This window comes from Mesorhizobium sp. WSM3224, assembly GCF_000427725.1.
Classification (GTDB): Bacteria; Pseudomonadota; Alphaproteobacteria; order Rhizobiales; family Rhizobiaceae; genus Mesorhizobium.
Window position 1 is genome coordinate 376,595 of record NZ_ATYO01000002.1, and the last position, 21,695, is coordinate 398,289.

The 21,695-nt window shown below is 65.1% G+C and carries 18 protein-coding genes; 9 read left to right on the forward strand and 9 right to left on the reverse strand.

Features of this window, described 5'->3' with window-relative positions; all coding sequences use genetic code 11:
- Positions 1-58 precede the first annotated feature (58 nt).
- Positions 59-1,243: a Gfo/Idh/MocA family oxidoreductase gene (locus YU3_RS0105465; protein WP_027165297.1), complete on the reverse strand. Its 1,185-nt coding sequence runs from the start codon at positions 1,241-1,243 to the stop codon at positions 59-61.
- A 267-nt stretch (positions 1,244-1,510) separates the two neighbouring features.
- On the opposite strand from YU3_RS0105465, the gene YU3_RS0105470 reads away from it, so the two are divergent.
- From YU3_RS0105470 to YU3_RS0105510, 9 genes are all read left to right on the forward strand, one after another.
- A complete protein-coding gene (locus YU3_RS0105470) occupies positions 1,511-2,410 on the forward strand; it encodes a MurR/RpiR family transcriptional regulator (protein ID WP_027165298.1) in 900 nt (299 codons plus the stop codon).
- A 71-nt stretch (positions 2,411-2,481) separates the two neighbouring features.
- Positions 2,482-3,264, forward strand: coding sequence for an SDR family oxidoreductase (locus YU3_RS0105475; RefSeq protein WP_027165299.1), 783 nt, complete (start codon positions 2,482-2,484; stop codon positions 3,262-3,264).
- Positions 3,240-4,787 carry a mannitol dehydrogenase family protein gene (locus YU3_RS0105480; RefSeq protein WP_027165300.1) on the forward strand — a complete coding sequence of 516 codons (1,548 nt, stop codon included), beginning with the start codon at positions 3,240-3,242 and terminating at the stop codon, positions 4,785-4,787. The genes YU3_RS0105475 and YU3_RS0105480 overlap by 25 nt, the downstream gene beginning before the upstream one ends.
- A 20-nt stretch (positions 4,788-4,807) precedes the next feature.
- Positions 4,808-5,722, forward strand: a complete 915-nt coding sequence (locus YU3_RS0105485) for a sugar phosphate isomerase/epimerase (protein WP_027165301.1) — start codon at positions 4,808-4,810, stop codon at positions 5,720-5,722.
- Positions 5,723-5,781: 59 nt separating this feature from the next.
- Positions 5,782-6,816, forward strand: coding sequence for an ABC transporter substrate-binding protein (locus tag YU3_RS0105490; RefSeq protein WP_027165302.1), 1,035 nt, complete (start codon positions 5,782-5,784; stop codon positions 6,814-6,816).
- Positions 6,817-6,918: 102 nt separating this feature from the next.
- A complete protein-coding gene (locus YU3_RS0105495; protein ID WP_027165303.1) occupies positions 6,919-8,463 on the forward strand; it encodes a sugar ABC transporter ATP-binding protein in 1,545 nt (514 codons plus the stop codon).
- On the forward strand, positions 8,460-9,446 hold the full coding sequence (locus tag YU3_RS0105500; protein WP_027165304.1) for an ABC transporter permease: 987 nt from the start codon (positions 8,460-8,462) through the stop codon (positions 9,444-9,446). Before YU3_RS0105495 ends, YU3_RS0105500 begins: the two co-directional genes overlap by 4 nt.
- Positions 9,443-10,429, forward strand: coding sequence for an ABC transporter permease (locus tag YU3_RS0105505; RefSeq protein ID WP_027165305.1), 987 nt, complete (start codon positions 9,443-9,445; stop codon positions 10,427-10,429). Before YU3_RS0105500 ends, YU3_RS0105505 begins: the two co-directional genes overlap by 4 nt.
- A gap of 58 nt (positions 10,430-10,487) precedes the next feature.
- Positions 10,488-11,042 (forward strand): hypothetical protein, encoded by a 555-nt coding sequence (locus tag YU3_RS0105510; protein ID WP_245273431.1) that lies wholly within the window; start codon positions 10,488-10,490, stop codon positions 11,040-11,042.
- A gap of 93 nt (positions 11,043-11,135) precedes the next feature.
- On the opposite strand, the gene YU3_RS0105515 is transcribed toward YU3_RS0105510, so the two are convergent.
- The 8 genes from YU3_RS0105515 to YU3_RS0105555 form a co-directional block, all read right to left on the reverse strand.
- Entirely contained in the window at positions 11,136-13,805 is a 2,670-nt protein-coding gene (locus YU3_RS0105515) for a nitrate reductase (protein WP_027165307.1), read from the reverse strand.
- A gap of 3 nt (positions 13,806-13,808) precedes the next feature.
- Complete coding sequence (nirD, locus tag YU3_RS0105520; RefSeq protein WP_027165308.1) at positions 13,809-14,138, reverse strand: nitrite reductase small subunit NirD; 330 nt, start codon at positions 14,136-14,138, stop codon at positions 13,809-13,811.
- Positions 14,139-14,158: 20 nt separating this feature from the next.
- Positions 14,159-16,609 carry a nitrite reductase large subunit NirB gene (gene nirB / locus YU3_RS0105525; protein ID WP_027165309.1) on the reverse strand — a complete coding sequence of 817 codons (2,451 nt, stop codon included), beginning with the start codon at positions 16,607-16,609 and terminating at the stop codon, positions 14,159-14,161.
- 16 nt (positions 16,610-16,625) lie between these two features.
- Complete coding sequence (locus YU3_RS0105530; protein WP_027165310.1) at positions 16,626-17,927, reverse strand: nitrate/nitrite transporter; 1,302 nt, start codon at positions 17,925-17,927, stop codon at positions 16,626-16,628.
- Between the two features lie 52 nt (positions 17,928-17,979).
- Positions 17,980-18,147 carry a hypothetical protein gene (locus tag YU3_RS41170; protein ID WP_198021635.1) on the reverse strand — a complete coding sequence of 56 codons (168 nt, stop codon included), beginning with the start codon at positions 18,145-18,147 and terminating at the stop codon, positions 17,980-17,982.
- A 401-nt stretch (positions 18,148-18,548) separates the two neighbouring features.
- Positions 18,549-19,346 (reverse strand): ABC transporter ATP-binding protein, encoded by a 798-nt coding sequence (locus tag YU3_RS0105540; RefSeq protein WP_027165311.1) that lies wholly within the window; start codon positions 19,344-19,346, stop codon positions 18,549-18,551.
- 10 nt (positions 19,347-19,356) lie between these two features.
- The gene (gene ntrB, locus YU3_RS0105545) at positions 19,357-20,247 is read right to left on the reverse strand and encodes a nitrate ABC transporter permease (RefSeq protein ID WP_027165312.1); all 891 of its coding nucleotides are present in this window, start codon (positions 20,245-20,247) and stop codon (positions 19,357-19,359) included.
- 108 nt (positions 20,248-20,355) lie between these two features.
- Positions 20,356-21,672 carry a CmpA/NrtA family ABC transporter substrate-binding protein gene (locus tag YU3_RS0105555; protein WP_027165313.1) on the reverse strand — a complete coding sequence of 439 codons (1,317 nt, stop codon included), beginning with the start codon at positions 21,670-21,672 and terminating at the stop codon, positions 20,356-20,358.
- Between the last annotated feature and the right edge of the window lie 23 nt (positions 21,673-21,695).

Genomic DNA, 21,695 nt, shown 5'->3' on the forward strand with positions numbered 1-21,695 from the left:
GGATTAGCCTGCCACATATCGCGACGTGGATTGACTGATCTGAAGGATCCGGCCGCGTTTACCCAAACCTTGCCTGCGTCCAGGCTCCACTCGCCGCGTTCGACTCCACCGCCGCCGCCACGAATTTCACGCCGCGCGCACCGTCGACCACATCGGGCACCTGCGCCACGCGCGCCGGATCGACCGATCCGCCCGAGCGATGCGCGCGGATGATGTCGGCGGCGTCGCGGTAGAAATTGGCGAAGGCCTCGATGTAGCCTTCGGGATGGGCTGCCGGCATGCGCGAGACGCGCCGGGCTTCCGCCGTCGAGCCATGGCCGCCGCGCACCAGCGTACGCGTTTCCTCGCCATAGGGCGAGAAGCGCAGTTCCTCTGGCCGCGAGCCCGACCATTCAAGCCCGGCCTTCTCGCCATAGATGCGCACCGAGAGGTCGTTGTAATGGCCGGGCGAGGTCTGGCTGGCAAGGATGGTGCCGCGCGCCCCCCCGGTCCAGCGCATCAGCACATGCGCGTTGTCGTCGAGGCGCCGCCCGGGCACGGCGGTAAAGAGGTCGGCGGAAACCGCCTCGGCCTCGAAGCCGGAAACGAAACTCGCCAGGTTGAAGGCATGCACGCCGATATCGGCGAGCACCGCCGATTGCCCGGCGCGCGCCGGGTCGGTGCGCCATTGCGCCTGCTTCTGGCCCTCGGCGTCGATCGGCTTGGTCAGCCAGTCCTGGATATAGGCGCCATGCACCGACACGATGCCGCCGAGCTCGCCCGCTTCGACCATTTCGCGCGCCTGGCGGACCATGGCATAGCCGGTGTTGTTGAGCGTGACGACGAAACGGCGCTTCCTCGCTTTGGTCAGCGCCACCAGCGCTTCAGCCTCGGCAAGCGTCGTCGACAGCGGCTTGTCGCAGATCACGTCCATGCCGGCCTCGAGGAAAGCGGTCGCGATCGGCGCGTGCAGATGGTTGGGCGTGACGATGACAACCGCCTCGATGCCGTCCGGCCGTGCTGCTTCGGCCTTCGCCATGGCATGGTAGTCGGCATAGCTGCGTTCGGGCGCGATCCCGATTTCCGTGGCGGAGGCCGCGGCATTGTCCGGATCCGAGGACAGCGCGCCGGCGACCAGCGCGATCTGGTCGTCGAGCCTCATGGCCAGCCGATGCACGGCGCCGATGAAGGCATTGCGGCCACCCCCGACCATGCCGACCCGGAGACGTTGACGCGACATACCATCGGCGGTTGCATAGACCATGATTGCGATTATTCTCCCTAAAGTTCGATGTGCCGGCCGGCGCGGATGCCTGCCGTGACCGACAGCCATTGTTTTCGAATGATATTTCTATTTTTTGTTTTGTAAAACGATTGTGCCGCGTTAGCTTTTGCACAGGTCCGGCTAGAGCATGATCCCGAAAAGTGGGAACCGGTTTTCGGAAAAGATCATGCTTCAAAAGGAACCGCATCCGGAGGGCAGCGATCGGATGACGCATCCGATGGTTGGGGTCACAATGAGGCATATCCTATGAGCGGCCGTCGCGGAGCGGTCGGCGAGCCGTCTGCGCATAGCCTGGAAACGGCGGCGAGAAAGCGAAGCCGTTCGCTGGCGGCGTTGGGTTACACCAAGCCGCAAACCTATGAAGAGCTGCGGGCGGTGCTTTCGTCAGGCACCGTGCATTTCCCGAAGCGGCTTCGCCAGGTCGCGATCTTCCTGTGGCAGCATCCGAGCGAAGTGGCTCTGGGCACGATCGCCCAGGTGGCGGACCAGGCCGGCGTGCAGCCTTCGACTCTGGTGCGCTTCGCCCAGATCTTCGGCTTTTCCGGCTTTTCCGATTTCCAGATCCTGTTCAAGGACCGGATGAAAGGCTCCTGGCCGGATACGCACGGCAGCCAGGAAAAGGCCGCCGAGCCGAATGCGAACCTGCATTTCCTCAATGGCATGATCGGTGCCTGCCAAGCCTCGCTCGGCCGCGTCGGCAATACATTCGACATCGACCGTTTCGAGACGATGGTCGGCCATCTGGCGGCGGCGGAGCTGATCTATGTCATCGGCAGCAAGCGCGCCTTCCCCGTCACCGCCTATCTGTCGCTCACGCTGTCGCAACAGGGCGTGCGCAACGTGCTGGTCGACAATGTTGGATCGACCGCGCTCGACCAGGTCGGCTGCATAGGCCAGCGCGACGCGGTGCTTGCCGTCTCCTTCAGTCCTTACAATTCGATCACGCCCGATCTCGTCGCCGTCGCGCATGAGCGCAAGGCGCGCATTGTCACCATCACCGACAGCACCTTTTCACCGCTTGTGAAGCTCTCCGACACCTGGCTGGAAGTGGTCGAGCAGGATTTCGCGGGCTTCCGCTCGCTCGCCGCCTCGCTGGCGGTCGGCATGGCCTTGGTCCACGGCGTCGTCGCGCGGCGGACAGGCTGACGAGAACGATTGACTAAAAAGAACTGCCGTTCCATATTTGAAAAAATGGAAACTTTGTTCCGGGAGGAGGAATGGAGGTTCGTCTCGACGGCAAGGTGGTGCTGGTCACCGGCGCGACGCAAGGCATCGGCCGCGCGATCGCCCAGATCGCCGCGCGCTCCGGCGCCGCCGGACTGCTGATCACCGGCCGGGACCAGAAACGCGGCGACGCTGTCGCCGCGGAGATCTCGGCCATGGGCACCGTTGCCAGCTTCGCTTCCGCCGACCTCGGCGATCCCGAAGCTCCAGCGCGGCTGGCACAAGCCTGCATTGAACGCTTCAGCCGCATCGACGGCCTGGTCAATGCCGCCGGCCTGACCGACCGCGCCTCCTTCGGCGATGCCACGCTCGACGATTGGTCGTCGCTGTTCGCCGTCAACGCGCGCGCCCCCTTCTTCCTGATGCAGGCGGCCATTGCCGACATGAAGAAGCGCGGACAGGGCGGCGCCATCGTCAACATCCTGTCGATCAATGCGCATTGCGGCTCGCCGGAGCTTGCCGTCTATTCCGCCACCAAGGGCGCGCTGGCGACGCTGACCAAGAACGCCGCCAACGCCCACCGCTTCGACCGCATCCGCGTCAACGGCATCAATGTCGGCTGGACCGACACGCCGGCCGAGCGCGTCATGCAGGCCGACACGCTCGGCCATGGTCCGGGTTGGCTCGACGCGGCCAATGCGACCCAGCCCTTCGGCCGGTTGTTCTCCGTTACCGACATCGCCAACCTTGCCGTCTTCCTGCTTTCCGATGCGGCCGGCCCGATGACCGGAACGCTGGTCGACCAGGAGCAATGGGTGATCGGAGCCAACCGGTGAGGCCCGAAAACCTCGGCCCTCCCCTGCTCGGCCGCTTGCCGTCAGAGGTTCGCAAGCCGGCCTATGATCGCGCCGCGCTGAAGCCGGGCATCGCCCATATTGGCGTCGGCGCCTTCCATCGCTGCCATCAGGCCGAATATACCGACGATCTTCTGGCAAAGGATTTCGACCGCTGGGGACTGGTCGGCATCAACATACGGCCGCCTTTGCTTGGCCGGTCGCTTGGGCGGCAGGACGGGCTCTACACGCGGCTTATCCGCCAGAACGACGAAGTCGAGGCGCGCATCATCGGCAGCATCGTCCGCGTCGTCGACAGCCAGGAGAGCGCTGCCCCGGCGCTGGACGTGCTCGCCTCGCCGGAGATCGAGATGGTCACCATGACAGTGACCGAGAAAGGCTATTGCCACGTCCCGTCGAGCGGCGCGCTCGACCTCGATCACCCTGATATCGTCCATGACCTTGCCAATCCCGAGACGCCGCGCAGCGTGCCCGGCATTCTGGCAAGAGCGCTGGAACTGCGCATGGCCCCTCATGGGCGGCCGGTGACGCTGCTTTCCTGCGACAACATTCCGGCCAACGGCCTCATCCTCGGCAATGTCGTGAAGACATTCGCCGAACGGCGCGGCGCCGCTCTGGCGGACTGGATCGAAGCCAACGTCGCCTTCCCGTCGGCCATGGTCGACCGTATCGCGCCAGCGACGACCGAGGCCGACATCGATACGATCGCAAAACGCTTCGGCTACCATGACAGCGCCGTGGTCGTCGGCGAGCGCTTCCGCCAATGGGTGATCGAGAACCGCTTCGCCGGCCGCGTGCCGCGCTGGGATCTCGTCGGCGCCAGTTTTGTCGACGATGTCACGCCGTTCGAGCATCTCAAGATGCGGGTGCTGAACGGCGCCCAGACGACGCTCAGCTATCTTGGCGTGCTCGGCGGTTTCGAGCACACTTTCGAGACGATCGCCGACCCGCTTCTGGCAGGCTTCGTCCGCCGCATGCTGACCGAGGAAACGCTGCCGACACTTCATGCGGTGCCCGGCATCGCGCCGGCCGCCTATGTCGAGCAGAGCCTTTCACGCCTCACCAACACGGCGATCCGCCACTGCAACCACCAGATTGCCACCGACGGTTCGCAGAAGATCGTGCAGCGCCTGCTCAACCCCATTCGCGATCGGCTGGCGAAGGGTGCGGGCATCAGGCTTCTTTCGGTGCCGGTCGCCGGCTGGATGGCCTATCTGATCAAGGCTTCCGTGCGTTTCGGCCGCGCCTGGCAGGTGTCGGATCCCTTTGCCGGAAGAATTGCGGAAATCGCCGACCGCATCGGCCAGGACAGCAAGGCGCTTGTTGACGCGATCCTGGCCATCGACGCCATTTTCGACCCGTCTTTGGCCGCCAACGCGACATTCCGCACGCATGTCGTGGCCGGGCTCGACGGCTTGCTTTCGAGCGATCCGATAGGCTTTGTCGGGCAAGTCTGCGCTGAGCCAACAGATGTGCGGTTGAAGCAGCCGGCGCGATCTGCATAGTTAGGAAACTGGGAGGGACAATGAAGCTTGGACTGCTCACCGCACCGTTTCCGGATACGCCGCTCGGCGAGGTCGTCGACTGGGCGCGCTCGGTCGGTTTCGAAGCGCTGGAAATAGCCTGCTGGCCGAAAACGTCAGGCGACAGCCGCCGCTATGCCGGCACCAGCCACATCGATGCCGCCGGCACTTCGGCCTCGCAGGCGAGGGACATTGCCGCCGAACTCGCCGGCAGGGGCATAACCATCTCCGGCCTCGGCTTCTACCCCAATCCCTTGCATCCCGATCGGGCGCATCGCGAAGCGGTGACCGATCATCTGAAGAAGGTGATCGTGCTGGCGAGCCGCATGGGCGTGCCGCTGGTCAACACCTTCTGCGGCGGCGATGCTTCGAAGACCGTCGATGCCAATTGGGAAGACGCGCAGAAAGTCTGGCCGGCGATCATCGCCCATGCGCGGGACCATGGCGTGAAGCTCGCCTTCGAGAACTGCCCGATGATCTTCAGCTATGACGAATGGCCGGGCGGACACAACATCGCCTATTCGCCTTATGTCTGGCGCCGCATCCTCGAAGCCTGGGGCGGCGATGTCGGCATGAACTTCGACCCTTCGCATCTTGTCTGGCAGATGATCGACAAGGAGCGCTTCATCCGCGAGTTCGGCAAGCACATGCTGCATGTCCATGCCAAGGATCTGATGATTGATCATGATGGTTTGTACGAGCGCGGAATCCTTTCGGCTGGCATAGGCTGGCAGGTGCCGCGCGTGCCGGGGCTTGGGGATATCGATTGGAGCAGGATTTTTTCGGGCCTTTACCGGGCCGGATATGACGGGCCGGTCATCATCGAACATGAGGACCGCCGCTTCGAGGGGACGGACGAAAAGGTCAAGCGCGGCTTCCTGCTTGCGCGCGATGTGCTGCGCCCTTTCATCAAATAAAGCTTGGCTCCGATCGCTTCGGAGCCCTGGAACTGACATCAATGTGGAGGAGTACTGAAATGAAGAAGCAACTGACCATCGCCTCGCTGCTTGCCGGTGCCGCCCTGCTTGCCTCGGTGGGCGTTTCGGCCGCCGCCGGCAAGTACACGATCGGCATTTCCAACACCGTGCAGGGCAATGGCTGGCGCGAGGAGATGATCTGCGCCATGAAGGCGCAGGCGCTCGCATCGGGCGAGGTGGCGAAACTCAACATCGCCCACCGCAACACCGACGCCGCAGGCCAGCTCGAGGACATCCGCAACCTTATCAGCGCCAAGGTCGACGCCATCGTCGTCAACCCGGCCGATCCGGCAGGCATCAAGGCCGGTCTCGAGGAAGCCACCAAGGCCGGCATCGTCGTCGTTGCCGTCGACCAGGCGGTGACCGAGCCGTCCGCCTACATCATCTCCAACAACCAGGAACAATATGCCTATCTCGGCGCCAAGTGGCTGTTCCAGCAGATGGGCGGCAAGGGCGAAGTGTTCTATATGCGGGGTGCCGCCGGCGCTTCGGCCGATAGCGACCGCGACAAAGGCTTCAAGAAGGCGCTCGCCGAATTCCCCGACGTGAAAGTCGCGCAGGAAGTCTTCACCGGCTGGCAGCAGGATCAGGCCAAGCAGCAGATCCTGTCCTTTCTCGCCACCGGCACCCCGATCAACGGCATCTGGACCTCGGGCATCGACAACGTCATCGTCGATGCGCTGGTCGAGCAGCAGGCCCCCATGGTGCCGGTCGTCGGCGCCGACAATGCCGGCTTTGTCGGCCAGCTCAGCTCGGTCAAGGACCTAGTCGGCGCAGCCGTCACCAATCCCGGCTCGATCGGCGGCGCCGGCGTGACGCTCGCCCTGCAGATCCTCGACGGCAAGAAGCCGGCGCAGCAGACCGTGCTGGTCGAGCCGCAGCTCTGGGAAAACGCCACCGACGAAGGCAAGGCCAAGCTGAAGAGCGTCGTCGATCCCTCGCTCAGCCCTGAATGGCCGGTCTCGATTTCGATCCCCGATTGGACGACCTACACCAAGGATCAGATCGTCGCCTGCAAGGGCCCAGGCGAATAAGCGCCTGATCTGAACGGAAGCGCGAGGACGCCGGACCAAGGTCTGGCGTCCTTGCCATTTGATTTGGCACGCATAATTTTGAGCCGTTAGACCGAGAACGCTTTGACCAACAACCCACTCCTCGACGCCACCGGCGTAGCGAAGAACTATGGCGCCGTTGCCGCGCTGCGCAACGCCTCGCTGTCCGTGCTGCCGGGCGAAGTGCACGCGCTGATGGGCGCCAACGGCGCGGGCAAGTCGACACTGGTGAAGATCCTCACCGGGGCGATCCGCGCCGATGCCGGCCGCATCCTGATCCGCGGCGAGCAGCTCGATGTCCGCTCGCCCGCCGCCGCCCGCCGCGCCGGCCTGCTGCCGGTCTACCAGGAACCGTCGCTGATCCCCGATCTCGATGTGTTGTCCAATTTGCGGCTGACCGGCACGCCGGTCGAGCCGTTCCGCGCCTGGGTGCGCGAGCTCGGCATTCCCGACCTCGATATCCGCGAGACGGCGCGCCATATCCCTTTGGCCATCCTGCGCGTGCTCGACCTGGCGCGCGCGCTTGCCGTCGAACCCGACGTGCTTCTGCTCGACGAGATGACCGCGGCGTTGCCGGCGAACCTCGCCGAGAAGGTGCTTGAAGTCGTGCGGCGCCAAGGCGACGCCGGCCGTTCCGTCATCTTCATCTCGCACCGTTTCGTCGAGATCTCCGCGCTTTGCGACCGGGCGACCGTTCTGCGCGACGGCTCCACGGTCGGTGTCGTCGACATCCAACCGGGCATCGAGGAAAAAATCGTCGAGATGATGCTCGGAACCCGCATCGAGAAGACCCGTGTCGCCGCGCGCGCGGCGGGCGATGTAGCGGCTGCCGACGGCAGCCGCCCGCGACTGTCGGTCCGCAACCTGCAGCTCGGCACCAAGCTCAACGACGTCTCCTTCGATCTCGCCAATGGCGAGGTCGTCGGCGTGTTTGCGCTCGAGGGACAGGGCCAGGACGAGCTCTTCGCCGCCCTTGCCGGCTCGATCCGTCCGACGGGCGGCACCATCGACGTCGATGGCGCGCCGGTCAAATTCTCGCATCCGAGCGACGCCATCCAGGCCGGCATCGCCTATGTGCCTGGCGACCGCACCGAGGCGCTTGCCATGCAGCGCTCGGTGCGTGAGAACATCGCGCTCCCGTTCAGCGCCGCGCTTCGCAAATGGGGGCCGATCCGCATGCGCCGGGAGCAGGTGGTGGTTTCGAGCGCCATCGCCAGATTGCAGATCGACACGCGTGCGCAGGGCGAAGTGCAGCGCCTCTCCGGCGGCAACCAGCAGAAGGTGACCATTGCCCGCTGGATAGCGGCGAACGCCCGCACCATCCTTTGCTTCGACGCGACGCGCGGCATCGACGTCGGCACCAAGCAGGAGATCTACAAGCTGCTGCGCGAGCTCGCCGGCCAGGCCAAGTCGGTGCTGTTCTACACATCCGAAATGGAAGAGGTGCAACGTGTCTGCGACCGCGTCATCGTCATCTTCGGCGGTCGCGTCGTCGATACCTTCCCGGTCGAGCAGGCCGACGAGCCGGCGCTGATGCGGGCCGCCTACGGCCTCCCGCGCGGTGCCAGGGCGGATGTCGGCATCCTTGCCGAAGTCAAACCCGGTTCCAGTGCGGAGGCCGCGTCATGAGCCGCTTCTTCCGCAATCAGGGCTGGGTCGCCGGCCTGCTCGCCCTGCTGATCTTCGTCTTCGTCATCACCAAGCTGATCCAGCCGGGCTATGGCAGCGGCGACTTCGGCTCGCTGGCGCGGGCGGTTCTGCCTTACGCCTTTGCCGTCGCGGCCCAGACCGTCGTCGTCATCGCCGGCGGCATCGACCTTTCGGTCGCCGCGATGATGGCGCTGACCAGCGTGACGGCCGCCTCGATGATGAACGGCGCCAGCGAGGAATATGCGCTGTTCGTCATACCCTTCGTGCTCGCCATGGGGCTGGTGCTCGGCGCGCTGAACGGCGTCCTCATCGTCGTCACCCGCGTGCCGGACATCGTGGTCACTTTGGCGACATTGTTCGTGTTGCAGGGCGCGGCGCTGCTTGTGCTTGGCGCTCCCGGCGGCGCGGCCGCAGAATGGCTGAAGGCGAGCGTCGTCGGCACCGCGCCGATCCCCGGCCTGCCGGATTGGGCCGACGCCTGGGTTCCCAAGGCGCTGGTGCTGCTCGTCGTCTGCCTCTGCATCGTCTGGATTCCGCTCAGGCGCTCACGCCTCGGCCTCTCCATATACGCCATCGGCAGCAATGAGCTCGCCGCTTTCCGCAGCGGCGTGCCGGTGGCGCGCACCAGGATCATTGCCTATGCGCTCTCCGGCCTGTTCGGCGCGATGGGCGGATTGTCGCTCACCATCAGCACCGGGATAGGCGCGCCGATCCCCGGGCCTTACCTGCTTGCCAGCGTCGCCGCGGTGGTGCTGGGCGGCGTCGCGCTCGGCGGCGGCAAGGGTGGCCTGCTCGGGCCGATCATCGCCGTCTTCGTGCTGAGGCTGGTGCGTACCGACCTGACGCTCTTGGCCATCGATCCGAACGTCACCGCCATCATCGAAGGCGCCATCATGGTCGCGGTCGTGATGTTCGGCGCCTTCATCACCATGCGGAGCCGCCCGGTGGGAGCAACGCCATGACAGACATCGCGACCATGCCCCAGCCTGTCTCGTTCGGTCGCCGCCTGAAGCGCTTCATGGCGGATCGTCCGCTCATTCCGCTGATCATCCTGCTGGTCATTCTTGTGGTGATCCTGCAGATCCTGCGCCCCGGCATCGTCAACGAGCGCTGGCTCGCCAACACGGCGAAGTTCGCCATCCCGCTGGCGATCCTTGCCGGTTGCCAGACCATGACCATGCTGACCGGCGGCATCGATCTTTCCGTCGGCACGGTGGCGACCATGAGCGCCTTCATCATGGCGACCCAGATCGTCAACCAGGATCCGGCGGTGGCTTTCCTGCTCGCCATGCTGCCGGCGGTGCTGATCGGCCTCGTCAACGGCATCGGCGTCGGCGTGTTCCGCGTCCACCCGCTGATCATGACGCTAGGCACCAGCCTGATCGGCACCGGCTTCCTGCAGGTCTACCAGCGCACCGTGATCGCTTCCGGCGCGAAAATCCCGGATTTCCTGAACTGGCTGGGCACCGGCGTCACCTACGGCTTTCCCAACGCGCTTTTCCTGTTCGTGCCGGTGGCAGTGCTGATCGTCTTCACGCTCAACCGCACCGGCTTCGGCCGCCTGCTCTACGCCGTCGGCGACAATGAGCACGCAGCGAGACTCTCCGGCGTCCGCTACTGGCAGGTGATCACGGCGCTTTATATCGTCTCGAGCCTGCTCGCCGGTATCACGGGGCTGCTCTATATCGGCCTGATCAAGGCGCCATCGCTGTCGCTCGCCGAGCCGCTGGTGTTGCCTTCGGTGGCTGCCGCCGTCATCGGCGGCACCTCGATCTTCGGCGGTCGCGGCGGCTACATGGGCACCATCGTCGGCGCTCTGATCCTGACCGTGTTGACGACGCTGCTTACCATCCTGCAGATGCCCGAAGGCGGCCGCCGCATCCTGTTCGGCTTCATCGTGCTGTTCGTGACCGCGGCGTATCTGCGGATCGTCGAGGACCGGTAGGCGGAAGTGCTTAAACGAATGGCCCCTTTGACCCGTTGCCGAAGGATTTGAGCTAAGTTTGCCCATCCTGCCGTATCAGAGAGTCACGCCTATGGCAGAACGTCCGAGTGGGAGCGAAACCAACAGAACCGCCGCAAGCGACCTTGCCGACGACGATCCCCGCCTTGCCTTCATCTATCAGGAGGCGGTGAGAGGTCTCACCCATCAGCAGACCGTGGTGGAGAACATGAGCACCCGCGCCGGCAGCCTGATCTTCGCCACCGCATTCGCGAACTCGCTGCTCGGCGGCGCGGCCCTTTCCGACGGGCTCGGGCTTTGGGAATGGATTGCGGTGGCCCTGCTGTTCAGCATCGGCGGGCTGATCGTCTTCATGCTTTGGCCCTACCACCAATACTCATTCCGTTTCGATCCGGAAGAACTGCTCCGTGAATATGTCGATGGCGATGGGCCGACAACGATGACGGCGATGCACCGCGCGCTTGCCCTTCGCATCAAGGCGGACATGGCCGGCAACTGGCGAATTATCCAGCGCCTGCGGATGGCTTTGCAGATTGCGCTGCTCTGTCTGTTGCTCAATATTCTGGCCTGGCTTTTGGCGATCGCGGGCGTCTGAGCCAAAACGCGCTATGGCCTACGCCGGATCGGAACAAGTGGAGCGAAGGTCGAAATAGAACATTTCGAAGCCGGCGACCGTGACACATATGGGTTACTCGGCCGCCTGCGCATGGCGTGCATCGATGATCGCCCTGATCTCCGAGCGGCACGAGCCGCAATTGGTGCCGGCACGCAGCGTCGACCCGATCGCTTCCAGACTGTCGCATCCGGCGGCGACCGCAGAAGCGAGCTGGTTGGCGCCGACATGGAAGCACGCGCATACGACGCGCCCGATGGCCGGCATCGGCACCGGCGAGCGGCCGGACAGGAGCGCGTGGCGATCGGCAGTCGACAGCGGCTGGCGCGTGGCAAGCAGCGACACCAGCCAGTCCCGCACCGGCAACTGGTCCGGAGCGGCGACAAGCAGGGCTTCGGCCATGGCGCCGGCATCGTCGACGGCTGCGGCGCGATAGGCGAGCCCGCGGCGGTCGGTGTATTCCAGGAGCTGGTCCTGCCGCTGGACGCCGAGCAGCTTGCGCGCCAGGAGGATGCCCTGGTCCGGCGGCTCGGTCCCGGTCAGTTCGTAGACCCAGCCGCCCTCGACCGCCTGTCGGCTCCAATGGACGAAACCCGTTGGCCTGAGATCGCGCCGCGTGATGAGCACGCCGGCCCAGCCGGTCTCTTCCCGCACGATCCTCGCCGGAACATGCTTGAGTTCCGGCTGGCCGGAATGCGGGTCGGTCACCGGCGAGGACAACAGGCCGGCCGCGGCCCTGGCCGCGAACTGGCCGCTCCAATGCATCGACATGAAGGCCTGGCCGCGCCGCTGCGCCTCCGTCACACGCACCCTCGCACGGGCGAAGCCGAAGCGCGTCGAAAGATGCGCCAGGTCGCCATCCTTCAGATGATGGGCGGCCGCATCCGCCGGATTGAGGTCGACCGCCGGCTCCGGTGCGTTCGCCATCAGGCGCGGCACGTTTCCGGTGCGCGTCATGGTGTGCCATTGGTCGCGCAGCCGGCCGGTGTTCAGGGCAAGCGGATAATCCGCATCGACTGCATAGGCGGTTGCCTCTTGCCGCACCGGCACGAAACGAGCACGACCATCGGGGGTCGGGAAACGACCGTCGGCAAACAATCTCGCCTCGTGTTCGTTTCGGTCCGGCGCGGGCCAGTGGCGCGGCGCGAAGACGGCGTAGTCCGCTTCGCTGAGATCAGCCACGCCGCCGAGGTCGAACAGGCGCCCGCCGTCGTTCTCGAAGGCGGAGAGCGCGGCATGTTCGCGAAAGATCTCGGCCGGCGACCGATAGCCGAAGGCGTTGCCGTAGCCCATACGTTCGGCCACATCGCAGACGATGCGCCAGTCGGCCCTCGCCTCGCCCGGCGTCGGCAGGAACGGCCGTTGACGCGAGAGGCGCCGTTCCGAATTGGTGACCGTGCCGTCCTTCTCGCCCCAACCGGCGGCCGGCAGCAGCACGTCGGCATAGCGCGTCGTGTCGGTGCGGGCCACGTCCGAGACCGCGACGAAATCGCATTTGGACATGGCGGCCCGAACGCGTGAAGCGTCCGGCATGCTGACGGCTGGGTTTGTACCCATGACCCACAGCGCCTTGATGCGGCCATCGGCGACCGCCTGGAACATATCCACCGCCTTCAAGCCGGCGCGGCGCGCGATGCTGGGCGCCTTCCAGAAGCGGGAGACGCGGTCGATAGCCGACTGATCCGTGAAGTCCATATGCGCGGCGAGCTGGTTGGCCAGGCCTCCCACCTCGCGCCCGCCCATGGCGTTCGGCTGGCCGGTGACCGAGAACGGTCCCGTGCCGGGCTTGCCGATGCGGCCGGTGGCGAGATGGCAGTTGATGATGGCGTTGACCTTGTCGGTGCCATGCGCCGATTGGTTGACGCCCTGGCTGTAGACGGTGACCGCTCGCTCGGTGCCGGCGAAGAGACCGTAGAAGGCTTCGACATCGGCAGCTGCCAGGCCGCAGCCTTTCGCGACGCGCGCGATCGACGGCGCATCGGCGCCGGCGAGCGAGGCTGCCGCGTCGAAGCCCGACGTATGGTCGCGGATGAAGCCGGCATCGGTCTTTCCGGCCTGGACGAGATGCGCAAGCAGCCCGTTGAACAAGAGGACATCCGAGCCGGGATCGAGCGCCAGATGCAGGTCGCATTCGTCGGCGGTGGCGGTGCGACGCGGATCGATGACGACGATCCTGGTCCCGCGTTCCCTGCGCGCCGCGAGCATGCGCTGATAGAGCACGGGATGGCACCAGGCCGTGTTGGAGCCGGTCAGCACGATGAGATCGGCGCAGTCGAAATCCTCATAGACGCCGGGTACGATGTCCTCGCCGAAAGCGCGGCGGTGGCCGGCGACGGACGAGGCCATGCAGAGCCGCGAATTGGTGTCGATATTGGCCGAGCCGATGAAGCCCTTCATCAGCTTGTTGGCGACGTAATAGTCTTCGGTGAGCAACTGACCGGAGACATAGAAGGCGACCGAGTCCGGCCCGTGCTCGGCAATCGCCTGCGAGAATTTCGCGGCGACGAGGTCGAGCGCCTCGTCCCAATCGGTCTGCCTGCCGCGGATTTCCGGCTGGAGCAAGCGGCCTTCAAAGCCGAGCGTCTCGCCAAGGGCGGCACCTTTCGAGCAGAGGCGCCCGAAATTGGCCGGATGATCGGGGTCGCCGCGGACGGTTGTCTTGCCCTCCGCGGCGACCTCGGCCAGCACGCCGCATCCTACCCCGCAATAGGGGCAGGTGGTCCTCACCTCGCGTGCGTCCTCCATGCCTCAGGCTGCTTTCGAGGCCAGCGCTTCGAGCGCGATGTAGAGCCGTTCGCCTTCGAGCTTGACCGGGATGGTCCTGACCGAGCCTTCGTCCGCGCCCAGCGCCTTGCCCGTGTCCAGCGAAATCACCCAATTGTGCAGCGGGCAGGTCACTGCCGCGCCGTGGACGATACCCTGGCTGAGTGGGCCGCCCTTATGCGGGCAGTGATCGTCGATGGCGAAGACCTGATCGTCGGCCGTACGGAAGACGGCGATCTTGCCTTGCGGGGTTTCGACACAGCGCGCGCCGCGTGGCGGAATGTCGGCGATGGAGCCGATTGCGATCCAGTTCATGTTGTTTCTTTCCTGCCGGCTCACTCCGCCGCCTCCGCGAAGCCCACCGACGCCATCGGCCGGAATTCGTGCTTGTCCTTGCCGGAGACGCGTTCGGACCAGGGATCGACCTGCGCGAATTTCTGGGAGAAGACGAAGCGGTCGAAGAGGCTCCCGCGGCGCTCGGCGTCGTCGAGGATCTGGCGTTTGATCTCGGCCGTGCCGACGCGCTTGGCCCATTTGTAGATGCGCTCGAGATAGCGGGCCTGCTCGCGATACATCTGGACGAGCGCCACGATCACCTCCAGCGCCTCGTCCTCGGTCTTCACCATGCCGAGCACCTCGGTGCCCTTGATGTCGAGGCCGGCGGCGCCCGCGAAGTGGATCTCATAGCCGCTGTCGACACACACCACGCCGACATCCTTGCAGGTCGCTTCCGCGCAGTTGCGCGGACATCCCGAGACCGCCATCTTCACCTTGGCCGGCGTCCAGGAGCCCCACATGAACTTCTCGATGCGGATGCCCAGCCCGGTCGAATCCTGCGTGCCGAAACGGCACCAGTCGGAGCCGACGCAGGTCTTCACGGTACGCAGGCCCTTGGCATAGGCATGGCCGGAGACGAAGCCGGCCTTGCCGAGATCGGCCCACACCGCCGGCAGGTCTTGCTTGCGGATGCCCAGCATGTCGATGCGCTGGCCGCCGGTCACCTTGACCATCGGGATTTCGAACTTGTCGACGACGTCGGCGATGGCGCGCAACTCGTTGGAATTGGTCACCCCGCCCCACATGCGCGGCACGACCGAATAGGTGCCGTCCTTCTGGATGTTGGCGTGCACGCGCTCGTTGATGAAGCGCGACTGATAGTCGTCGGCATATTGGTCAGGCCAATCGCAGACGAGATAGTAGTTGAGCGCCGGCCGGCACTTGGCGCAGCCGCATGAGGTCTTCCATTCGAGTTCCTGCATGACGGCCGGTATCGTCTTCAGGCCCTTCGCCTTGATCAGGCGGCGCACGTCGTCGTGGCCGAGGTTCGTGCAGGAGCACATGGGCTGCACCGCCGCCGGATTGTAGGCCTCGCCAAGCGTGAGTTTCAGCAGCTGCTCGACCAGGCCCGTGCACGAGCCGCACGAGGCCGAGGCCTTGGTGTGGGCGCGCACGTCGTCGAGCCCGGTCAGCCCCTTGCCCGTGATCGCGCCGGTGATCTTGCCCTTGCAGACGCCGTTGCAGCCGCAGATTTCCGCATCATCCGCCAATGCCGCAACGGCCGCCAAAGGGTCCGAGGAAGCGCCCCCCTGGAATGCCTGTCCGAAGATCAGCGTGTCGCGCATCTCCGAGATGTCGGTCGCCTTCTTCTTGAGGTCGTTGAACCAGGCGCCGTCGGCCGTCTCGCCGAACAGCACCGTGCCGATGATGCGGTTGTCCTGCAGCACGACGCGCTTGTAGATGCCCGCTGATGCATCGCGCAGGATGATCTCCTCGCGGTCGTCACCATCGGCGAAGTCGCCCAGCGAGTAGAGGTCGATGCCGGTGACCTTAAGCTTGGTCGGCGTATCCGAATGGACGAAGCGCTTGTCCTCGCCGTCCGCCAGCCTGACTGCCGCCACACGGGCCATCTCATAGAGGGGCGCGACGAGCCCATAGACATGGCCGCCGACCTCCGCGCATTCGCCGAGCGCCATGATCGCCGCATCCGAGGTTTCCATGCGGTCGTTGACGACGATGCCGCGATTGACCTCCAGCCCGGCTTCCTTCGCCAAGGCGATGCTGGGGCGAATGCCGACCGCCATCACCACGAGCGTCGCCGGGATGATCGTGCCATCCATGAGCTCGACGCCCTCGACCTTGCCGTTGCCGAAAATGGCCTTGGTGTTGGCCTTGGTCATGACCTTGATGCCGCGCGCCTCGACGGCCTTCTGCAGCAGGTAGCCGGCGGCCGGATCGAGCTGGCGTTCCATCAGCGTCGGCATGACGTGCAGCACGGTGACGTCCATGCCGCGTTCCTTGAGCCCGGCCGCGGCTTCCAGGCCGAGCAGGCCGCCGCCGATGACGACCGCTTTGGCGCGCGACTGGGCGGCGAGCAGCATGGCCTCGACGTCGTCGAGGTCGCGGTAGGTGAGCACTCCGGGCAGATCCTTGCCGGGCACCGGGATGATGAACGGCACCGAGCCGGTGGCGATGACGAGCCTGTCGTAGCTTTCGGTCACGCCGTGGTCCGAGGTGACGGTCTTGGCTTCCCGGTCGACGGCGACGATCCTGTGCCCCTTGTAGAGAGTGATGCCGTGCTTGATGTACCAGCCGTCGCCGTGGATGACGATTTCCTCGAACGCCTTCTCGCCCGAAAGCACCGGCGAGAGCATGATACGGTCGTAGTTCACGCGCGGCTCGGCGTTGAAGATGGTGACGGCATAGCGGTCAGGGGCTGCCTCCAGCAGGTGCTCGAGCATCCTGCCCGGCGCCATGCCATTGCCTATGATGACGAGTTTCTCGGTCATGTCGGTCTGCTCCGGTCTATTCGGCGGCATAGGAAAGGGACGGCGTCTCGACCTCGGCCGCGCGCTCCATCCGGCGGACGGTGAGATGCATCCAGACCAGGCAGGAGACGACGAGCAGGAACAGCAGCATGAAGCAGCTCGACCAGACGCCGGTGAAGTCGTTCAGCGCGCCGAAGGCGATCGGCAGGATGAAGCCGCCAAGGCCGCCGATCATGCCGACCACGCCGCCGACAGCGCCGACGTTGCCCGGATAGTAGACCGGGATGTGCTTGTAGACGGCGGCCTTGCCGAGGCTCATGAAGAAGCCGAGCACGCAGGCGACGGCGATGAAGGCGAGCGGGCCGATCTCGAAATGGAATGCGATCGGCCCGCTGATGCCGCGCACGACGTAGTCTGCCGAGGGGAGAGACAGAACGAGCGTCGCGACGGCACAGACGGTGAAAGTCCAGTAGAGCACGGTACGCGCGCCGATGCGGTCGGAAAGCACGCCGCCATAGGCGCGAAAGATGCTCGCCGGAATTGAATAGGCGGCGCCGATCATGCCGGCGGTGGCGATGCCGAAGCCGTAGACGCCGATCAGGTAGCGCGGCAGCCAGAGCGACAGCGCCACGAACGCGCCGAAGGAGAAGAAATAGTAGAAGGCGAAGCGCCAGACCTGCAGGTTCTTGAGCGGCGCGAATTCCTGCCAGAAGCTTCTTACCGGCGTCGCCTTGCCGGCGCGGCGCTCGCGGATGACCGGATCGTCGTTGGTCATGAACCAGAAAACGGCGGCCATGACCACCAGTGCCGCGGCCCAGATCAGCGCGACCGACTGCCAGCCCCAGGAAAGCAGCACGAACGGCGCCAGGAATTTGGTGACCGCGGCGCCGACATTGCCGACACCGAAGATGCCGAGCGCGGTGCCTTGTTTTCCAGCCGGGAAGAAGCGCGAGACATAGGCGACGCCGACGGCGAAGGAGCCGCCCGCAAGCCCGACGCCGAGCGCCGCGATCAGCATCTGCCCATACGTATGGGCGAAAGCGAGCAGGAACGTCGCCACCGCCGCGGCCAGCATGGTCATGGTGTAGACGAGGCGGCCGCCATAGCGGTCGGTCCAGACGCCGAGCACCATGCGCACGAGCGAGCCAGTCAGGATCGGCGTGCCGACCAGCAGGCCGAACTCGGTTTCGTTCAGGCCGAGCTCCTGCTTGATGCGCACGCCGATGATGGAAAAGATCGTCCACACCGCGAAGCAGACGGTGAAGGCAATGGTGGATATGACGAGCGCCTGCCGGGGAGCATTGTCCTGGCTGGGCGCGGCTGGGAGGTTTGCGGTCATGGTCGGCTCCGATTTGCGGCGTGGGAGGCGCCGCATGTTGTGTTGATCATGGTCAGCGCGGCGGGACTTGCGCGGTCACTTGCGGCCCCTTGCCCTCGGCCTCGTGACTGGCGGGAAACAAGAGCAGTGCGGCGCCGAACAGCACCGCCGTCAGTATGCTGCTCGCCAGGAAATCGCGGCGGACGAAATCCTTGAGCGAGGGTCTGATCCGTTTCGTCATCGTCTCTCCGGTTGGCACCGCGCGGGATCGGCACCATCGATTGCGTTTCGGGTCCAAAACAAAAAAGCTGCCGTCAGGCCTCTCGCGTCCGTGCATCCGGGATCGCGTGGTGACCTGAGCGGCAGCTTTGCCTGTGGCGCCCGCCATTGGACGCCGTGTCTCTTGGCCCTTGTGGGCCTACAGTCTGACAATCAAGAAGCGTGCCAATTTGACGGTCGTCAAGATTATCGAATAGAATCAATATGAAACCGTAGCCGCGCGGTTATTGGTCAGGCCCGGCGGCGGACCAAAGATTAGTCAGAATGCTCGCGTAGCAGCATAATATTTGTGCAGTGCGGCAGATTGCCCATTGTCGATGCAGATTGTCCCTTTGCCGATGACGGCGAGTTTCGGTCGTGGCGCTACTGCGCGGCTTCGACGAAGCGATGGCGTTCATAGAGGAACTTCAGCACGGCTTCGCGGCAGCGCAGAAAGGTGCGGTCGGATGCAAGCTCTACGCGCCGGCGCGGGCGGGCGAGCGGCACGGAAAGCACCTCGCCGATGGTGGCCGCCGGACCGTTGGTCATCATCACGATGCGATCGGACAGAAGCACCGCCTCATCGACGTCGTGGGTGATCATGATCATGGTCGAGCCCAGCCTGGCATGGATGTCCATCACCGCATCCTGGAGGTGAGCACGGGTCAGCGCGTCGAGCGCGCCGAACGGCTCGTCGAGCAGAAGGATCTTCGGTTCCATGGCGAGAGCGCGGGCGATGCCGACGCGCTGCTTCATGCCGCCGGAAATCTCGGCCGGACGCTTGTCCTTGGCATGCGCCATCTGCACGAGATCGAGGTTGCGCATGATCCAGCCATGCCGCTCTGCCCGGCTTTTTGTCCGGCCAAAAACCTTGGACACGGCAAGGTTGACGTTCTCGTAGACGGTGAGCCAGGGCAGCAGCGAGTGGTTCTGGAACACCACCGCGCGCTCCGGTCCGGGGCTGTCGACCTCCTTGTCTTCGAGCAGCACGGCACCCTTGGAAACCTTGGTCAGCCCGGCGATCAGGTTGAGCAAGGTCGACTTGCCGCAGCCGGAATGGCCGATGATGGAGACGAACTCGCCGGCGTCGATGGTGAGCCTGATGTCCTTCAGCACCTCGCTGACCTGGCCGCCACGGACGAAGGATTTGTCGATATGGTCGAGCTTCAGATAGGCGGCCATCCTGCCCTCCTCACTTTGCCGTCGTGCCGCGGGTGACGAAGGCGCCGGCCGCTGCGACCAGCCGGTCGAGGCAGAAGCCGGTGACGCCGATATAGGCGAGGGCGACGATGATGTCGGGCAGCCGTGACGAGTTCCAGGCGTCCCAGATGAAGAAGCCCACGCCGACGCCGCCTGTGAGCATCTCGGCGGCCACGATGGCGAGCCAGGACAGCCCGATGCCGATCCTGAGACCCGTGAAGATGTAAGGCGCGGCGGCTGGCACCATGATCTTGATGAAGAATTCAAGCTGGTTGAGCCGCAAGATGCGGGCGACGTTGCGGTAGTCCTCGGGGATGTTGCGGACACCAACGGCGGTGTTGATGATCACCGGCCAGATCGAGGTGATGAAGATCACGAACAGCGCCGACGGGTTGGAGTCGCGGAAGGCGGCGAGCGACAGAGGCAGCCAGGCGAGGGGCGGCACAGTGCGCAGGATCTGGAACACTGGGTCGAGGCCCCGCATCGCCCAGACCGACTGGCCGACGAGCGCGCCCAGCGCCACGCCGACCGCCGCCGCCATGCCGAAGCCGATGGCGACGCGCTGCAGCGAGATCAGCACGCGCCAGGCCAGACCGATATCCTGCGGCCCGTTGTCGAAGAACGGATGGGCGATCAGGTCATAGGCCTCGTTCCACACCTGGCTTGGCGGCGGCAGGCTGGCCGTCGGCGACGAGCAAGCCACCTGCCAGACGACGAGCAGGATGAGGATAACGACGGCCGGCGGCACCAGCGCCGTCGCCAACCGGCGGGCAATGGCGAGCGGGTTGATGCGGCGCCTCGCCTTGGCGGCGAAGGCGACGACCTCGGCGGGCTTTGCCGGAAACGCCTTCACCTCGGTGTCCTCGACGGATTGGATGGACATGTCGCAGAAAAACTCCGTGGGCGGTGTTGGCGACGACGGCGCGAAGGGCGCCGTCACGCTTTGCTGCGCTTGCGCCGATGGCGCAAACGGCGCCAGCGCCGTTTGCGCTTAAGCCGAAGCCTTGATCTTCAGACTGTTGAGATAGGCGGACGGGTTGGCCGGATCGAAGGTCTTGCCGTCGAAGAAGGTCTCGACGCCGCGCGAAGGCGATGCCGGGATATCGCTCGCGGCGACGCCCAGATCCTTCGCCGCCTCGCGCCACAGATCCTCGCGGTTCACCTGGTCGACCAGCGCCTTGATGTCGGTGGTCGGCGCGAACTTGCCCCAGCGGATGTTCTCGGCGAGGAACCAGGCGTCGTGGCTCTTGAAGGGATAAGAGACCCCGCCCTTCCAGAACTTCATGTAGAGGTCGGTGCCCTTGGCGACGCGGTCGTTGCCGTAATTGATATCGCCCTTGAGGCGACCGATGATGTCGGCGACAGGCACGTTCATCCATTGTCGTTTGCCGATGATCGAGGCCATCTCCTCTTTGTTCTCCATTGCCTCGCACCATTGTTGGGCTTCCATCACGGCCATCAGGATCGCCTTGGTTGCGTTGGGGTATTTCTCGATGAAGGCGGCGCGCAGGCCGAGCGCCTTTTCCGGATGGCCCTTCCAGAGCTCGCCCGTGGTCGCGGCGGTGAAGCCGATGCCCTGGTGGACAAGTTGCTCGTTCCACGGCTCGCCGACGCAGAACACGTCCATGTTGCCGACCTTCATGTTGGCCACCATCTGTGGCGGCGGCACGACGATCGTCGAGACGTCCTTGTCGGGGTCGATGCCGCCGGCGGCCAGCCAGTAGCGCAGCCAGAGGTCGTGCGTGCCGCCCGGGAAGGTCATCGCGGCCTTGACTTCCTTGCCGGCCGCCTTCTTGGCGGCGAAGGCTTCCTTCAGTTTGGAGGCGTCGAGGCCGACGCCGGTCGCTGCGTATTCCTGTGCCACCGAAATGCCCTGGCAGTCGTAGTTCAGCCGCGCCACGATCGCCATCGGCAGCGGCTGTTTGTTCTGCGTCACCTTGCCGGTGTGCATTAGGTAGGGCATCGGCGTCAGGATGTGTGCGCCATCGATGCCGTTGGCCTCGCCGCCGAGCACCAGATTGTCGCGCGTCGCGCCCCAGGAGGCCTGCTTCAGCACCTCGACGTCGGGCATGCCGTATTTGGCGAACAGCCCCTTCTCCTTGGCGATCATCAGGGGTGCTGCATCGGTCAGGGCGATGAAGCCAAGCTTGGCGCCGGTCACCTCGGGCGCGGTGGTCGCCGCATAGGCGCCGGAGGGAAACAGCTTGCGTGCCGCCATGAGCAGCCCCGCCGTCACTGCGCTGCTGGCGAGGAAGTCGCGCCGCGTCATGTCCTTTAGCGTCGTTCCAGTTCCGATCCGTTTCGTCATCGTCATCTCCATTGGCGCCGCTT

Coding starts and splice junctions, on each gene's coding strand:
- YU3_RS0105540 (WP_027165311.1), bottom strand. CDS start 19,346: ATGGCCGCCTATCTGAAGCTCGACCATATCGACAAATCCTTCGTCCGT.
- YU3_RS0105555 (WP_027165313.1), bottom strand. CDS start 21,672: ATGACGAAACGGATCGGAACTGGAACGACGCTAAAGGACATGACGCGG.
- YU3_RS41170 (WP_198021635.1), bottom strand. CDS start 18,147: ATGACGAAACGGATCAGACCCTCGCTCAAGGATTTCGTCCGCCGCGAT.
- nirB (WP_027165309.1), bottom strand. CDS start 16,609: ATGACCGAGAAACTCGTCATCATAGGCAATGGCATGGCGCCGGGCAGG.
- YU3_RS0105475 (WP_027165299.1), top strand. CDS start 2,482: ATGGAGGTTCGTCTCGACGGCAAGGTGGTGCTGGTCACCGGCGCGACG.
- nirD (WP_027165308.1), bottom strand. CDS start 14,138: ATGAACTGGATCGCAATCGGCTCCATCGCCGACATTCCGCCACGCGGC.
- YU3_RS0105485 (WP_027165301.1), top strand. CDS start 4,808: ATGAAGCTTGGACTGCTCACCGCACCGTTTCCGGATACGCCGCTCGGC.
- YU3_RS0105515 (WP_027165307.1), bottom strand. CDS start 13,805: ATGGAGGACGCACGCGAGGTGAGGACCACCTGCCCCTATTGCGGGGTA.
- YU3_RS0105480 (WP_027165300.1), top strand. CDS start 3,240: ATGGGTGATCGGAGCCAACCGGTGAGGCCCGAAAACCTCGGCCCTCCC.
- YU3_RS0105465 (WP_027165297.1), bottom strand. CDS start 1,243: ATGGTCTATGCAACCGCCGATGGTATGTCGCGTCAACGTCTCCGGGTC.
- YU3_RS0105530 (WP_027165310.1), bottom strand. CDS start 17,927: ATGACCGCAAACCTCCCAGCCGCGCCCAGCCAGGACAATGCTCCCCGG.
- YU3_RS0105505 (WP_027165305.1), top strand. CDS start 9,443: ATGACAGACATCGCGACCATGCCCCAGCCTGTCTCGTTCGGTCGCCGC.
- ntrB (WP_027165312.1), bottom strand. CDS start 20,247: ATGTCCATCCAATCCGTCGAGGACACCGAGGTGAAGGCGTTTCCGGCA.
- YU3_RS0105500 (WP_027165304.1), top strand. CDS start 8,460: ATGAGCCGCTTCTTCCGCAATCAGGGCTGGGTCGCCGGCCTGCTCGCC.
- YU3_RS0105490 (WP_027165302.1), top strand. CDS start 5,782: ATGAAGAAGCAACTGACCATCGCCTCGCTGCTTGCCGGTGCCGCCCTG.
- YU3_RS0105470 (WP_027165298.1), top strand. CDS start 1,511: ATGAGCGGCCGTCGCGGAGCGGTCGGCGAGCCGTCTGCGCATAGCCTG.